The sequence below is a fragment of the Spiroplasma endosymbiont of Amphimallon solstitiale genome, assembly GCF_964030965.1.
Taxonomy (GTDB): domain Bacteria; phylum Bacillota_I; class Bacilli_A; order Mycoplasmatales; family VBWQ01; genus Spiroplasma_E.
Genome location: NZ_OZ034999.1, coordinates 608,296 through 623,977, shown reverse-complemented (window position 1 = coordinate 623,977; position 15,682 = coordinate 608,296). Strand labels below are relative to the sequence as shown.

At 24.5% G+C, this 15,682-nt stretch carries 18 protein-coding genes and 1 pseudogene; 9 read left to right on the top strand and 10 right to left on the bottom strand.

Annotated elements, in window-relative coordinates:
• Window positions 1-210: 210 nt before the first annotated feature.
• Window positions 211-1,509 carry a YfcC family protein gene (locus tag AAHH39_RS03850; RefSeq protein ID WP_342218898.1) on the bottom strand — a complete coding sequence of 433 codons (1,299 nt, stop codon included), beginning with the start codon at window positions 1,507-1,509 and terminating at the stop codon, window positions 211-213.
• A 546-nt stretch (window positions 1,510-2,055) separates the two neighbouring features.
• On the opposite strand from AAHH39_RS03850, the gene AAHH39_RS03845 reads away from it, so the two are divergent.
• From AAHH39_RS03845 to AAHH39_RS03825, 5 genes are all read left to right on the top strand, one after another.
• Entirely contained in the window at window positions 2,056-3,816 is a 1,761-nt protein-coding gene (locus tag AAHH39_RS03845) for an APC family permease (protein ID WP_342218897.1), read from the top strand.
• Between the two features lie 256 nt (window positions 3,817-4,072).
• Window positions 4,073-4,300, top strand: a complete 228-nt coding sequence (locus tag AAHH39_RS03840) for a hypothetical protein (protein ID WP_342218896.1) — start codon at window positions 4,073-4,075, stop codon at window positions 4,298-4,300.
• Window positions 4,242-4,808: a hypothetical protein gene (locus AAHH39_RS03835; protein ID WP_342218895.1), complete on the top strand. Its 567-nt coding sequence runs from the start codon at window positions 4,242-4,244 to the stop codon at window positions 4,806-4,808. Before AAHH39_RS03840 ends, AAHH39_RS03835 begins: the two co-directional genes overlap by 59 nt.
• Before the next feature lie 68 nt (window positions 4,809-4,876).
• The gene (locus AAHH39_RS03830) at window positions 4,877-5,836 is read left to right on the top strand and encodes a transposase-like zinc-binding domain-containing protein (protein WP_342217794.1); all 960 of its coding nucleotides are present in this window, start codon (window positions 4,877-4,879) and stop codon (window positions 5,834-5,836) included.
• 106 nt (window positions 5,837-5,942) lie between these two features.
• Window positions 5,943-6,065 carry a hypothetical protein gene (locus AAHH39_RS03825; RefSeq protein WP_342218894.1) on the top strand — a complete coding sequence of 41 codons (123 nt, stop codon included), beginning with the start codon at window positions 5,943-5,945 and terminating at the stop codon, window positions 6,063-6,065.
• Between the two features lie 44 nt (window positions 6,066-6,109).
• Here the strand turns inward: AAHH39_RS03825 and AAHH39_RS03820 are convergent, their stop codons facing one another.
• From AAHH39_RS03820 to mnmA, 3 genes are all read right to left on the bottom strand, one after another.
• Window positions 6,110-7,054, bottom strand: a complete 945-nt coding sequence (locus tag AAHH39_RS03820; RefSeq protein ID WP_342217458.1) for an IS30 family transposase — start codon at window positions 7,052-7,054, stop codon at window positions 6,110-6,112.
• 73 nt (window positions 7,055-7,127) lie between these two features.
• The gene (locus tag AAHH39_RS03815) at window positions 7,128-7,298 is read right to left on the bottom strand and encodes a hypothetical protein (protein ID WP_342218893.1); all 171 of its coding nucleotides are present in this window, start codon (window positions 7,296-7,298) and stop codon (window positions 7,128-7,130) included.
• A 198-nt stretch (window positions 7,299-7,496) separates the two neighbouring features.
• On the bottom strand, window positions 7,497-8,612 hold the full coding sequence (mnmA, locus tag AAHH39_RS03810; protein ID WP_342218892.1) for a tRNA 2-thiouridine(34) synthase MnmA: 1,116 nt from the start codon (window positions 8,610-8,612) through the stop codon (window positions 7,497-7,499).
• Between the two features lie 449 nt (window positions 8,613-9,061).
• Between mnmA and AAHH39_RS03805 the strand changes: the two genes are divergently transcribed.
• Together AAHH39_RS03805 and AAHH39_RS03800 are read left to right on the top strand one after the other, a co-directional pair.
• A complete protein-coding gene (locus AAHH39_RS03805) occupies window positions 9,062-9,826 on the top strand; it encodes a rolling circle replication-associated protein (protein ID WP_342218891.1) in 765 nt (254 codons plus the stop codon).
• A gap of 307 nt (window positions 9,827-10,133) precedes the next feature.
• The gene (locus tag AAHH39_RS03800) at window positions 10,134-10,409 is read left to right on the top strand and encodes a hypothetical protein (protein ID WP_342217910.1); all 276 of its coding nucleotides are present in this window, start codon (window positions 10,134-10,136) and stop codon (window positions 10,407-10,409) included.
• Window positions 10,410-10,715: 306 nt separating this feature from the next.
• Here the strand turns inward: AAHH39_RS03800 and AAHH39_RS03790 are convergent.
• The 5 genes and pseudogenes from AAHH39_RS03790 to AAHH39_RS03770 all read right to left on the bottom strand — a co-directional run bounded on the left by AAHH39_RS03790 (window position 10,716) and on the right by AAHH39_RS03770 (window position 13,791).
• Window positions 10,716-11,505, bottom strand: a protein-coding gene (locus AAHH39_RS03790) for an IS5 family transposase (protein WP_425288908.1) whose coding sequence is annotated in 2 segments (ribosomal slippage) — window positions 10,716-11,243 and window positions 11,245-11,505 — 789 coding nt in all. Because the reading frame shifts where the segments join, the coding sequence is not laid out codon by codon here.
• A gap of 54 nt (window positions 11,506-11,559) precedes the next feature.
• A complete protein-coding gene (locus tag AAHH39_RS03785) occupies window positions 11,560-11,727 on the bottom strand; it encodes a hypothetical protein (protein WP_342218890.1) in 168 nt (55 codons plus the stop codon).
• Window positions 11,728-11,919: 192 nt separating this feature from the next.
• A pseudogene (locus tag AAHH39_RS03780) lies at window positions 11,920-12,391 on the bottom strand (IS5 family transposase); the annotation flags it as partial.
• 105 nt (window positions 12,392-12,496) lie between these two features.
• The gene (locus AAHH39_RS03775) at window positions 12,497-13,441 is read right to left on the bottom strand and encodes an IS30 family transposase (protein WP_342217458.1); all 945 of its coding nucleotides are present in this window, start codon (window positions 13,439-13,441) and stop codon (window positions 12,497-12,499) included.
• Between the two features lie 50 nt (window positions 13,442-13,491).
• A complete protein-coding gene (locus AAHH39_RS03770; RefSeq protein ID WP_342218889.1) occupies window positions 13,492-13,791 on the bottom strand; it encodes a hypothetical protein in 300 nt (99 codons plus the stop codon).
• Between the two features lie 151 nt (window positions 13,792-13,942).
• On the opposite strand from AAHH39_RS03770, the gene AAHH39_RS03765 reads away from it, so the two are divergent.
• Window positions 13,943-14,116, top strand: a complete 174-nt coding sequence (locus AAHH39_RS03765; protein ID WP_342218888.1) for a hypothetical protein — start codon at window positions 13,943-13,945, stop codon at window positions 14,114-14,116.
• Window positions 14,117-14,139: 23 nt separating this feature from the next.
• Here AAHH39_RS03765 and AAHH39_RS03760 read toward each other — a convergent pair whose 3' ends face one another.
• Window positions 14,140-15,054 (bottom strand): Sapep family Mn(2+)-dependent dipeptidase, encoded by a 915-nt coding sequence (locus AAHH39_RS03760; RefSeq protein WP_342218887.1) that lies wholly within the window; start codon window positions 15,052-15,054, stop codon window positions 14,140-14,142.
• A gap of 220 nt (window positions 15,055-15,274) precedes the next feature.
• Here AAHH39_RS03760 and AAHH39_RS03755 point away from each other — a divergent pair, with 220 nt between their 5' ends.
• Window positions 15,275-15,682, top strand: coding sequence for a hypothetical protein (locus AAHH39_RS03755; RefSeq protein WP_342218886.1), 408 nt, complete (start codon window positions 15,275-15,277; stop codon window positions 15,680-15,682).

Sequence of the window (15,682 nt, the reverse complement as noted above, 5' to 3'; positions counted from 1 at the left end):
AATAAATTTTTTTACCAGAAGATGAAGTTGTAGAAATTTCAGAATTAGCAAATGATCAATTAAGTCTACTAAATAATGAACAAACGCAAACAAATCGTGAAAGTGAATGTTTTCCCAAACGATGTTTAATTTTATAAAAATGAAATAAAAATTAAAAAACTTTTCTCTAATTAGAGAAAAGTTTTAATTAACATAGTGCTTTAAATTCTACTAAAATATTGATTGAGGTAATAAAGTTCCAATACTTAACATTATTAAGGCAAAGACAGTAATACCAATAGTATATGGTCAGATTGCTCGATAAAAACTTGTTAGGGGAACTTTAGCAATGGCAAGTCCTGCCATCATTACACCTGCACTTGGTGCAAATAAATTAATTCAACCACTAGCCATAACAAAAGTAGTAATCATTCCTGAACCTAATCCTAAAGGAATTACTATTTTTGAAACAATAGGGAAAACGGCTTTTGCAAATCCTGATGTTGAAGGAATAACAAAGGCAATCAAAAGAAAAGCAAAAAAACCAATAATAACAATAGCAAATCTTGGCAATTTATCAATACTTTGCAATTGACCAACAACAACATGTTGCATTCCTGAATGTTGTAATGATCAGCCAATTCCACCAGCAACAGCAATTATTAAAGCAACACCTAATAATTCTGAAGAACCACTAATAAAATTACGAACATATTGTTCTTCGCCTTTTCAATCAATTGCTGCAATGATAATTGAAACAAAGAAAAATAAGAAAGCTAACATTTCAATATTTCAGTCACCAAATGCATTAATTTGACTTGTGAAATATGGAAAATATTTAATTAATGTATTGTGAAAATCATCAAAAATAGTTGTTCCTGTAATTTTACCTCATGGAATAATACAAAGCACCATAATTAAAAATGTTAATCCAAATAGTGCTAAAATAATTTTACGACGTTTAGTAAATTCAGGTATTTCTTCTTTATTAATAAATTCTTCATGATGCTTACTATGTAAGTGAAAAACAACTGATTTTTCAGGATTACGTTTAACACGGATTGCATATCACATAACAAAAGCAATAGTACCGATAGTTGCTAAAAATCAACAAATTAAACGTCAGATGATTCCATCACCAGGATTTAAACCACTAGCTTGTGAAGCTGTGGCAATAGCAAAGGGATTAAGTGTTGAAAACATAACACCAGCACCAGCACCCAATAAAATCATTAATACAGCTGTAACAACATCAAAACCAGCAGCTAACATTGCTGGAATAATAATTAAATAGTAAGGAATAGTTTCTTCACACATTCCTTCAACTGTTCCACCAATCGATAGGATAGTCATAATTGAAGGAATAATTCAAATTTCTTTTCCGTTTAGACGTTTAACTAAACGACCAATTCCTGCATCTAGTGCACCTGATTTCATAACTATGCCAATATATCCACCAATTACTAAAACAAAAACAATAATATCACTGCTACCAATGAAACCTTTAATTGGAGCCAAAAATAAGTCCATGATACCTAATGGCCCACCGTCTTGTCAGGGGGTATCAGTGCTTACAGGCTTTGATTCATCTTCTAATCATTTACCTGTTGTTCCTGGAATCCAAGAAATAATGATAATTAGAGCAATAATAAAGAATAAGACTGTAATTGCTGTTGGCATTTTAAATGGAAATAAATGAAATTTTTTCTTTTTGGTAATTCCCATATATGATTAATACCTCCTTCTTTATTTTTTTAAAAGTATTATTATATAATACACTATTTATCATGTAGAATAAAAGATGTTTAAGCTTATTTTTTTAAAATAACTTATTAAAAAAGTAGTATTTTTATTTAAGTAACATTATTATAATAATAGTTTTTAAAAAAATGTTATTTTTTTATTAGTATTATTTGAAATACGTCCAATTTAATTAAATATTAGTAGTATTTTAAAATAAAATTAGTTATTATAAATTACATATATTTTTTTATTTTTTTGATTTTATTGACTATTTCATTAATTAATGAAATCACTTTAAAGGTATATAATTATTATAATTGAAAGGAGAATATTATGTTAAAACTTTTTAAGAAAAAAGAAAGGACAAATCATAAATTAACTTTATCAGAATTAGTCTGGTTTGGTTTTAATTATACTGTTGGAATTACTTTTACTGCTAACTTTGCAATTTTAATTAATAAAGATAGTTTAAATTTAGGTTCTCATATGATTTGAATTTTTTTAGTAGAAGGTTTAATTGCAGGAACTTGTGCTTGAGCTTTCTCAAGACTTTCAAGAGTACATCCAGGTAATAATGGTGCTGCTTATATTTATGTTAGAAGTAGTTATGGTTGCTTCTGAGGTTGATTAATTTCTTTTTTACAGTATGCTACTTTACCTGTTATAGTTAGTTCACAAATTGTATCAATGATTAGAATTAACTTTACTGATCCATCTTCTTTTTTATATGCTAATTGAGGAGTATGACAACATTTAGGATTAGATTTGATTGGAATTCTAATTTATGGTTTAGCTTCTTGTGTATTATTTTTAGGAATGGCTGCATTTAAAAAATTTGTGAATATTTCTAGTTATTTAAAATGAGGAACAACTTTTTTATTAATCATAGCAACTATTATATTATTTGTGATGGCAGGAACTTCAAATTGAGATATGACTACTTCTCATCAACAATTAACTGCCAATAACTTTTCACAAGCTTTTGCCATGTGTTTCTTTTTCTTTTTAGGATTTGAAACCTATTCAACAATTGGTAAAAATGTTAGAAATCCTGAAAAAAATATTAGTCGTTCATTAGTTATTGTTATGATTTTATCTACTATTTTTTATATGGCAGTAACAATCCTTATGATTGGTGCTGTTGCTGGTAATTTTTCAGATAATCCCAACTTAAGTATTTTTAAAATTTTAGGTGATAAAGCTCATGCACAATGATTAGGAATAATTGGTATCCTTGTAATGTTAATTTGTACTATTTCATTAAAGTCTAATGCTGGAATGCAAAATGCTTTATATAGTGGTGCTATTTTAGAACCATTATCTGTTGAGGGGTATATTTCACCTAAATATAAAGAATTATCAAAAGATAACATTCCATTTAAAGCTTCTAGATTAAATTTAATTATTACTTTTTCTTCAGCTTTTGTATGATTAATTTTACCTGATATTATTGGAGTAATAGTTGATACGTTACATCCTGTTTATAAGGATGGACAATTAGTTTTAAGTTCGATTGTTAATTATGGAACATTAACTGCTGAAGCCGGTATTATTATGGTTATTATTTATGTTTTTGTACTTTCCATTGCAATTAAACTGTCTATAGAAAAGAAATTGAAAAAAAATATTTTTGAAATTATTATTTGACTTGCAGCAACACTTTTCTTAGTTTGACAATTTGAAGAATGATTAAGATCTTTAATCAATGGTTTAATTTCGGGTGCAAATCTTATTGGTAAAGGTGGAACTGATACTACAAAAGGAATATCTGATATAACTTCTAATGTTTTACAATTAGTTTATTTAATTGCTAGCATTGCATTTGCTCTAATTTGATACTTTGCTTATTATAAACCAATGCAAAGAAAAAGAATGCTTACAAATCCTAAATTACAAGAAGAATTGGATAGCGAATTTAGAGTGAAAGATGATTGACCTTTTGTTGCAAAAAATCTACAAAATGAAATTGAAAATTATTTAGTACGTAATGTTTTAATTAATGGTGATGATAAAAACCCTAATTATACAATTGCTAAAAATGTACGTAAAGAATTATTGATGTCAGAACGCGAATGGCGTGAAGACGAAGAATAAAAAAAGTTTAAAAATGTATTGGTTATTATAACTAATACATTTTTAGTATTTATTATTTTTGACAAATTTTTATAGTAATATTAAAGGTGTTAATAATGAATATTTTTTTATATTATTATAAAGTATATTGATGGTAGAAAGTAAAATATGATGTATAATGTTAATTGGATTCATTTCAATATTATGTTTAGAAGTAATTCTAAATTGTGGTTATTGTATTTGTAGTTCAAAAGTCATATTATTGGAGGTACTATATATGAATATGAAAAATATATTAAGATTAATGGGTGCATTAACATTAACAACAGCAGCTACTACTTCAGTTGTTGCTTGTGGTGATAAAGCTGGTGTAGCCATGAACGTAGAAGTATCAAAACAATTAGGGTTAACAGATGAAAAAGGAGAAGGTGTACAAACAGCTTCACTTGATACAACTGTCAAGGATAGTTACTTGAACTGTTGATGCTTTAAAAACACCAATTAAAGCTAGTGCTCTATTAAAAGATGATGGTTCACCTGCTAATCAAGCATGTGCTGATTTTCTTACTGGTAAATTAAAACAAACAGCTACAGATGGAAAATTTAATAAAAAAGAATTAGATAAAATTACTGGTGCAGTTACTGATTTTAAACCAGAATTAGCTAAAATGGATGATGGTAAAGATTATGCTATTACTGGTGGTACTTTTAACTTCCAATTTAAAAAAGGTGAAGAGGCACTTGGTGATGTTTATGGCATTAAGTTAAAAGCTGATAAAACAAAAGGTGTTATTGCTACTGCTCTTACTGCAATAGCTGGTAAAATTGCAATAGCAGATACTGATGTTGTTACAAATTCAAATATTTTATTTGTAAAAGATGGAACTATTCCAGAAGGTGCTAAAAAAGGAGCAGCAATAGGTATTGTTGATACAACAGATAATGGAAAACAATTTATGGCTTTAAATACGTTAACTGGCTTAAAAATTTCTTTTAATTATGTAGAAAAGTAGTGGTATTAGTAAAATTAGCAAAAATATATTTTTATATGGTATTTTTAATATTAAAGAGGTGATTTTAAATGAATAAAAATACAGTAAAAGAAATTTTAAATAATTTGTCTGATAAAGATTTTATTGAGATTTTTAGAGAAAATAAAACTAGAATTAAACAAATTGAGAAAAAAGAAAAATTTGAAGCAGTCGAACAAAAATTCAAAGAGAAAGGTATTCAATGTCCAGATTGTAGTTCTTTTTTGTGTACTAAATATGGTAGTAAAGATTATAAGCAAAGATATAAATGTAAAAGTTGTAATATTACTTTTCATGCTTTTAAAAATCATTATTTTTATTGAAGTCATTTATCTCATGATCAATGAGATTTATTGATACAAATAGCTACTTTAGGTCAATCTGCTTACATTATTTCTCAATTTATTAATACTACAAATAAAACTGCCTGATTTAATCGTCAAAAATTTATGAAATCAACACAATTAGTAAAAACACAAAATCAATTTGTAAAATTAAAAGCTAGAATTGAAGTTGACGAAACTTTTATCAAAGAAATTCATAAAGGAAACTTTAAAGATCCAAATGATCCAAGAAAACAATGAATTGAAGAAAATGCTAAAGATTTAAATTGTTGTATTCAAATGGCAATTGATGAAAACCGAAATATCTATGCTCAAACAACAAATACTAAAAGATTAAATAAAAAATGAGTACAAGAAAACTTAACATCGAAACTTATCGAAGAAAATTCAATTATAGTTTGTGATATGCAAGTATTATATGATACAGTAGCTAAACAAACTAAATCCACTATCCAGCAGTTTAAATCAAAAGAAAATAAAGAATTAAATTATAAAAAATTAAGTAATGTCAGTAAAATACAATCAAGTTTAAAAGAATTTATTACTCATTACCATGGCATTGGATTTACCAATATTCAAAATTACCTCAATTTATGGAAATGAAAATATCAACACTACGGATTAACCCCTTATCAAAAATCCAATGTGTTATATTTCAGTTTGTAAAAAAAATAAATCCCAAAATTTAATAAAATCAAATTTTAAGTCAAGTTGATGACTTTTTTTATTTTACCACTACTTTTCTACAAAATTAAAGAAAATTTCTGCGCAAATGGAATCGACTGATGCTACAGGTACATGAGAATCAGGTAAAAAATTAGAAATAAGTTATAAAACAGGTTATGTTAATTTTGATTCTACTACTGTAAAAACCGAATTAGAAGTTCCTGTTTAATAATTTTATAAAACCTGAATTGTAAATATAAATGGGACAGTTTTTTAAAATAATTGTATTAAATCTATTGGTCTTTTATAAGATAGTGATTTTCTGGGTGTAGAATTAATTTGAAATGCTATAGTATTTAAATCTTTTTGTTTATATGAAGATAGATCTGTAGATTTTGGTAAATATCTTCTTAAAATACCATTATTATTTTCATTTAAACCTCTTTGACAAGGTTTACCAGGATCTGCAAAATAAATCTTAACATTACAATTTTTTTCGATTAATTTTCATTTACTAAATTCTTTACCACGATCAAAAGTAATAGTTTTAACTGTTCCTTTTTGTAACTTTGAAATAAATTTTATTATACTTTTTGTAATATTTTCTGATTTATTATTTTTAGTTGCTAAAGGAATTGTGGTTTTTGATCATATATCAGCTAAAGTAATAATAGAACTTTTATGATCTTTACCAATGATAGTATCACCCTCTAAATGACCAAATTCTTCTATATTTTTAATATTAGGAATGATTAAATTTCTTTCATGAATAGACTTACAATTATTAATTCTGCCCCTAGTTTCTTTTTGTTTGTGAGGTTTATTTTTTCCTTTTCTCAATAAGTTATTTTCATCAAAACCCATTCGATTTGTTTTAAACATGTTATATAAAGTTTTTGTTGAAATACTTTTTATTTTATTTTCCTTTAAAAAATTAGCAATTATATCAAGAGCATAATTTTTAGTAATTAACAAATGATTAATAGTATTAATTTCTATTAAAGTTAAAATTATTAATTTTCTACCTGCATTTTGTTTATTTTTTTGAATTTTATTCAATATTTCTAATGGTAATAAGTTTTGATTTAATAATCTACAAACTCTATGTACAGTTGATTTACTATAATCAATGGCTTTTGCTATTTTACGAATCGAAAATCCATAACTTTTATATTCTTTTATTGCTATTATTGATTCAATAGTCAGATACTTATACATTGTGCTAATTCCTTTCTTTTCTTAATTATAGAATTAACACAATTTAATTTTTATATAAGTGTCCTTTTTAATTTTACAATTCAGGTAAATCAGAAAAAATAAAATCATTATTGTTTTGATGAACATTATTTTTTTTAAAACAATCATTTTGTAATGTGATTGTGCTTAAGTTAAAATTACTAATACAATTTTCAATAGTTATTGTAAATGCTAAGGTAGTTAATATTGTTAATATTTTTTTCATTAAAATCTCCTTTTTGTTTTTTTCTATAACTTTTATAATAATAGGTTATTTTATTTTTTTAAAAACGTAAAAAAGAAAATGCAATAAAAGTATCTAAAAACTAAAAAAATAGTTTAATAGTAATTTTTGAATCTTGAAAATTATAAAAAAATATGCAATTAAAAATTTTATTATTTATATTAGTTTTTTAATAATTGATTAGCGAAATATTTGGTCAATAACTCCACCACCAAGACAAATATCACCATCATAAAAAACAGCGGTTTGACCGGGCGTAATAGCGCGTATCTTTTCTGAAAATTCAACCTTAATTTCATCATTATTAATAAAATTAATAATAACATCAACATCAGATTGACGATAGCGAAATTTTGCATTACATTTTAAAGAGTTTTTTAATGTACTATTATTAATTCAATTCAATGATTTAACAGTACAACCGCTATTCATTAGTCATTTATTTTCATTATCATTAGCAACATAAAGGATATTATTAGTAACATCTTTTTCAACAACAAAATATGGAACTTTCATTCCTGAAAGATTAATACCTTTTCTTTGGCCAAGTGTATAGTAGTAAACACCATTGTGATTACCAATAGTAGTTTTGGTATTAATATCAACAATTTTGCCAGGATTAGCTGGTAAATAATTTGTTAAAAATGTTTGAAAATTACGATTACCAATAAAACATATGCCAGTAGAATCTTTTTTTGTTGCTGTTGGTAAATTATATTTTTTTGCTAATTCCCTAACTTCAGTTTTAGTTTTATTACCTAAAGGAAATAAACTATATTTTAATTGTTTTTGTGTTAATTGACATAAAAAATAACTTTGATCTTTATTATCATCAATTCCTTTTAATAACTGATATTGTTTAGTAATTGGATTGTAGTTAATTCGTGCATAGTGCCCCATTGCAATATAATCTGCTTGTAAATTTTTTTGTGCATATTTTAAAAAAGCATCGAATTTAATATATTTGTTACATAGAATATCGGGATTAGGAGTACGACTTTTTTTAAATTCTTCAAGAAAATAAGTAAAAACATTATCTCAATATTCCTTAACAAAATCAATTCTTTCTAATTTAATATTTAATTTTTGGCAAACAGCTAAAGCATCAAGATAATCTTGTTCTTGTGGACAAATATCTTGATTATTGTTACCTTGTAAATCATTATTTAAAAGTGAATCTCAATTACGCATAAAAAGACCAATAACTTCATGGCCTTCTGCTTGTAAAAGTGCTGCTGTTACTGATGAATCAACACCACCACTCATACCAACAACAATGCGTTTTTTTTCTGTCATTTTATTACTCCTTAATACTTTTCATAAATGCTTAATAATTGTAACAAATATATAATAAATACCCAAATAAATATTTTTAAATTATTGAATTTACATATTGATTATTAAGTGATAATCCTTTATACTAATGTTAAAACACATAAAAGCAATTTAAATTAAGTAACGTTTTTGTTTTGTGTTTGCTTTTATAATTTTTTGTGCTAAAATTCTCTTATTATTAAAATGTATAAAATTAGTTTTTAAAATTAGAATTACGGAGTTTTATATATGGATATTCAACAAGATTTTTATGTTAAAAAGATTTTTTATGCTTGTTATGTTAAAAATATAGTTTTACCTATTTCTTTTTAAATAATATTGGAAATGTTAGGGGTAAATCTTATGTTGGTAATAAACAAAAATTAAGAAATAGTACTGTTCGTACTAAGACTAATTTAATACAAAAAGCATTGCATAATTTTTATGATAGTAAAATATTGAGTTTTGTTACTTTAACATATAAAGATAATGTGCAAGATATTAAAAAAGCAAAAAAAGATATTCGTATGTTTTTTCTTAAGTTAAAAAAATGATGAAATGACTCTAAACGTTTTCAAAAGTTAGGAGAATTAAAGTATTTTTATGTTTATGAATATCAATCTCGTGGTGCTATTCATTTTCATATAATTTTTAATAGAAAGGTATATAAAAGTTTGTTAGCAGAATGTTGAAGTCATGGTTTTAATGATTTAAAAGTAGTTAAAAAAGGTACAAATGAGTTTGTTATTAAATATTTAGGTAAATATGTTACAAAATCACTAGATGATGTTAAGTCTTTAAATCAAACAGATGTAGGTGTAAAGGCTTATGCTTTTAGTCGTAATTGCAAAAATCCTATTGTAGTTCGTGGAATTAAAAAAATGACAATTCAAGATATAATTAAGGCAAGTTTTAATGCAACAAATGTATTTTATTTTAAGACTCAAAGAGATAGTAATGGTGATACTGTTATGATTGGTGGTATTATTGAAAGTACTGTTATTAATGATTATTTTAAAGAATATGAGGATTATGAAAAATATGTATATTTAAGTGCTTTATCGCATAAGCATTATTTACGGACTAGTGAAATCGGTTATTTAATTCAAAAAAATAAAGATGTTTTGACTTGGGTAGATAAAGTTTTTGGTAATAAAGTTGAAAAAATAGATTTTAAAAAAAGAGTTTTACATTAAGGAGTTATTATGATTTTGTGTTGTTTTGAATGTGATTGTACATATATTAATTGTAGTAATTGTAATAAATTTTGTGGTGGTGGTTATTAATTAATATTTTTAATAAAAACACTTGTATATATATATATATATATATATAATGGTTAATGAATACTAGTAATTACCGTAATTCTTACTAGTGTTCATTTTTTATTTTTTGTTGAAATTTTATATTTTTATGATATATTATTAATAAGTATAGGTTTACCCTACTATGCTTAACTTATTAAATTTTTAATTTAATTAATTACGGAGGTTAAGTTTTTTTATGTTTAAAGTTCAATTAGCAAATATTGAAAAAGGGCGTATTATCCCTGATAAAAATAATAAAGGTCAAACATTAAAGTTTGATGTTTTGAAGTTTGTAGAAATTAATAAGCAAACAGGTTGGGCAACTGGTCAAACACGTGATAAATGATATAACCCTGATATTATCAGTGATTTTAATAATTGTTTATCAGCTGTTGATTTAAAAGTTGGTAATTTTTATTCACTAGAATTGGATTTAAGCGGTAATATTAAAAAACTTTCTAATTGAAAATAGTTATTTATTAAAAGGGTAATTTTAAATAATTATTATAGATTAGGAGTTAATTAGATTATGGCAAAAATTAATAATTGTTCATGTGAACAAGCATTTCATTTAGCAATTTATATCTGTAAACTTTGCGACCAAGTTATTTGTCCTAAGAACCTGTTTAGAATCTTTTTAATAAAACTGAAATAAATGAAAGAACAACCATTTGTAAACTAGTATTTAGTTTTCTTTCACAATTTTTTCATAATCTTCTGTATTTTTCTAATCAAGCAAAGCTTCGTTCTACAATTCATCTTTTTGGTAAGAACCTGTTTAGAATCTTTTTAATAAAACTGAAATAAATGAAAGAACAACCATTTGTAAACTAGTATTTAGTTTTCTTTCACAATTTTTTCATAATCTTCTGTATTTTTCTAATCAAGCAAAGCTTCGTTCTACAATTCATCTTTTTGGTAATACTACAAAAGTATGTAATTCATTACGTTTTATCACTTCAACATTTGCATTTATGATTGTTTTGATTTCAGAAGCAAATTTTTCACCAGTATAACCAGCATCTACTATTATTTTTTGAACTGCAGAAAGATTTTCTTTTTCATTTTCAATCATTATTATAGCGCTATTACGATCTGTTTTTTCTGCTGTGGTTATGTAAATTGCATGTGGTAAACCTTGAGAATCAACAACAATATGACGTTTTATGCCTGAAATCTTTTTACCAGCATCATAACCTTTATTTTCGGTAGTATCTGTATTTTTAACACTTTGCGAATCAATTATACAAAAACTAGTTTGTTCTTTGCGATTATTATTGATACGAATTTTTTTAACTAATTTTTTTTAAAATTAATTGCAATACACTAGGTTCTTTACCATTATTTTTACTTCAAATTTGAAAATAATAATATACAGTTTGTCATTTTGGAAAATTTTTTGGTAGCATTCTTCATTGACAACCACTTTTTAATACATATAAAATTGCACAAAATACTTCATATAAATCTAAACTTCTTGGTTTTGTTTTCTTTTTGCTATTTTCTAAAATTGATTTTATGTTCTCAAATTGTTCTTTGGTGACATGACTTGGATAATTTTTATGCATATATACCTCTTATTTTAAAATATATAATCATTTTACATTATTTTCGAAAAGATTCTAAACAGGTTCTAATACTACAAAAGTATGTAATTCATTACGTTTTATCACTTCAACATTTGCATTTATGATTGTTTTGATTTCAGAAGCAAATTTTTCACCAGTATAACCAGCATCTACTATTATTTTTTGAACTGCAGAAAGATTTTCTTTTTCATTTTCAATCATTATTATAGCGCTATTACGATCTGTTTTTTCTTTTAATTATGTAGAAAAGTATGGATGACCAAAAATTATTCATCAATTTACACTTAAAATATTATTTTTAATTAAAAATTTGTTAAAAGTAACATTATTTAGTGTAAAAATTCTCTAAAAATAACACTTTATCATGTATCATTACTTTTCTACAAAATTAAAGGTTTTTTCTGCTGTGGTTATGTAAATTGCATGTGGTAAACCTTGAGAATCAACAACAATATGACGTTTTATGCCTGAAATCTTTTTACCAGCATCATAACCTTTATTTTCAGTAGTATCTGTATTTTTAACACTTTGCGAATCAATTATACAAAAACTAGTTTGTTCTTTGCGATTATTATTGATACGAACTTTTTTAACTAATTTTTTTTAAAATTAATTGCAATACACTAGGTTCTTTACCATTATTTTTACTTCAAATTTGAAAATAATAATATACAGTTTGTCATTTTGGAAAATTTTTTGGTAGCATTCTTCATTGACAACCACTTTTTAATACATATAAAATTGCACAAAATACTTCATATAAATCTAAACTTCTTGGTTTTGTTTTCTTTTTGCTATTTTCTAAAATTGATTTTATGTTCTCAAATTGTTCTTTGGTGACATGACTTGGATAATTTTTATGCATATATACCTCTTATTTTAAAATATATAATCATTTTACATTATTTTCGAAAAGATTCTAAACAGGTTCTTAGAAAACCTGAATTGTAAATATAAATGGGACAGTTTTTTAAAATAATTGTATTAAATCTATTGGTCTTTTATAAGATAGTGATTTTCTGGGTGTAGAATTAATTTGAAATGCTATAGTATTTAAATCTTTTTGTTTATATGAAGATAGATCTGTAGATTTTGGTAAATATCTTCTTAAAATACCATTATTATTTTCATTTAAACCTCTTTGACAAGGTTTACCAGGATCTGCAAAATAAATCTTAACATTACAATTTTTTTCGATTAATTTTCATTTACTAAATTCTTTACCACGATCAAAAGTAATAGTTTTAACTGTTCCTTTTTGTAACTTTGAAATAAATTTTATTATACTTTTTGTAATATTTTCTGATTTATTATTTTTAGTTGCTAAAGGAATTGTGGTTTTTGATCATATATCAGCTAAAGTAATAATAGAACTTTTATGATCTTTACCAATGATAGTATCACCTTCTAAATGACCAAATTCTTCTATATTTTTAATATTAGGAATGATTAAATTTCTTTCATGAATAGACTTACAATTATTAATTCTGCCCCTAGTTTCTTTTTGTTTGTGAGGTTTATTTTTTCCTTTTCTCAATAAGTTATTTTCATCAAAACCCATTCGATTTGTTTTAAACATGTTATATAAAGTTTTTGTTGAAATACTTTTTATTTTATTTTCCTTTAAAAAATTAGCAATTATATCAAGAGCATAATTTTTAGTAATTAACAAATGATTAATAGTATTAATTTCTATTAAAGTTAAAATTATTAATTTTCTACCTGCATTTTGTTTATTTTTTTGAATTTTATTCAATATTTCTAATGGTAATAAGTTTTGATTTAATAATCTACAAACTCTATGTACAGTTGATTTACTATAATCAATGGCTTTTGCTATTTTACGAATCGAAAATCCATAACTTTTATATTCTTTTATTGCTATTATTGATTCAATAGTCAGATACTTATACATTGTGCTAATTCCTTTCTTTTCTTAATTATAGAATTAACACAATTTAATTTTTATATAAGTGTCCTTTTTAATTTTACAATTCAGGATTTACCAATTTCTAAACTTCCCAGTGTACTAATAGCACGTACATAAATTAACATTGATTTTCATAATTCGTCAACTTTAATACATTCATTATATTGATGTTCAGTTGAGTTAATATGATCAAATATTGCACCAAATGCTACACAATTTGGCATTGCTCTAGAATAAGTTCCACCACCAATTGCAATTGTTTTTGCTTTTTTATCAGCAGTAACTTCTTGATAAATTTCCATTAATTTAATAACAATTGTTGATTCTTGTGGCATATATAATGGTTTATCATAATGTTGTTGTTTTATTGTTAAATTATAAGGTTTTAATATTTTTGTTAATCTATTTAAAATTTCTTGTAAATCAGTTTTAACTGGAATACGGATATTACATCCTAATTTTGAAATTTTGCTATTAATTTCAACAATGCCAACATTAATAGTAAAACTTCCAGATTCATCATCTAAATCACCAAAATATTTTTTTAATTATGTAGAAAAGTATGGATGACCAAAAATTATTCATCAATTTACACTTAAAATATTATTTTTAATTAAAAATTTGTTAAAAGTAACATTATTTAGTGTAAAAATTCTCTAAAAATAACACTTTATCATGTATCATTACTTTTCTACAAAATTAAAGAAATATTTTGTTAAAGCAGTATCTTCTTGTAAAATATCACCAACAAATTTAATTAGATTATGTTCAACTTTAAGTTCATTTAAAATTAATAAACTTCTTAATCCTGCATTAATTCTTTCATCTGTTCGTGACCCATGTGCTGGTTTACCATGAATGGTAATTTGTTGATTATTATTTTCAATTCGATATTTCTTATTTTTGCCAATTTTAACAAATGATTCAATATCAACACCATTAATATTACTAGTAGAACAAGTGACATTGTAAGCATCACCTGCATTAATAACAATGGATTTATGACCTGTACCAATAATATCTAAGTTAATAATTCCTTTTTCAGCATATACTAGCGGAAACATACCATCAGGAGTAAAGCCAAAAGTTGGAGTACCTTCTTGCTTCATATATGTGTTAATTGAATCTCATGTTGTTTCTTCAGTTAAACCAAAGATAACTCTAATTCGACGATTTGGTTGATAGCCATGATCTTTTAAATATTTTAAACAGTATAGAATAATAATTGTTGGACCTTTATCATCTAATACACCTCGTTCATATAAAATATCATTAATAATTTCTGGCGAAAAAGGTGGAATTTTTCATTCTTCTAAATTACCTGGTGGTACAACATCAAGATGACCTAACATCGCAAATATTTCTTTACCATCACCATATTCTAAATATCCATACTTATTGTTTTTGTGACGATAAGTTTTAAAACCTAATTCTTGCCCTAAATTAATAGCATAATCTAATACTTCTTTAACACCAGGCCCATAAGGTGCTGTTGTTGTGGGTGGTTGGGCATATGATTGAATTTTAACAATTTCTTTTATTTTTGTTAGTGCTTGCGGAAAATATTTTTCTTTTAGCAATTTTTCATTGAATTCCATATTTATTCACTCCTTGATATATAAATTTAAAGGAGATTGTCAAAAATCCGGAATAAATTAATTCATATAGTCTTATTATATTTTAGACAAGAAATAATTAGGATTTTTATGTAATTGTAAATTTATCTTACTACTATTTTAAAAATATTACAACTAAGATACTTATAATAAATTTTATTAAATTCTAAAATTAACAAATAAATTTAAGGAGAACTTAAAAATGAAACTTAAAAAATTACAGTTATTAACTGTATTACTATTTATTTTAACTATTATAATTATGATTATAGGATTAATTTTAATACATTGTAGTAATTTTCATGATTATTTTAATAATAAATGAAAATATTGTAATGGATTTAAAATGTTAAATCATTATGGATTAAGTTACTTTATTGATCATTCTTCAAATTACTTATGTTCAATTTGTAATAACTATAAAAATTATTATGAATTAATAAAATTACAAATTGGTATTATTTTTTGTATAATTCTAACTCCAATTTTAATATCTATAACTATGTCATTAACTTGTTTAATTATTCGGTTAAAAACAAATTTAAAAAATAATAATTTTTGAGATGCCATTCAAAATTGTGAAATAATCAATAATTACTATATTCATTAA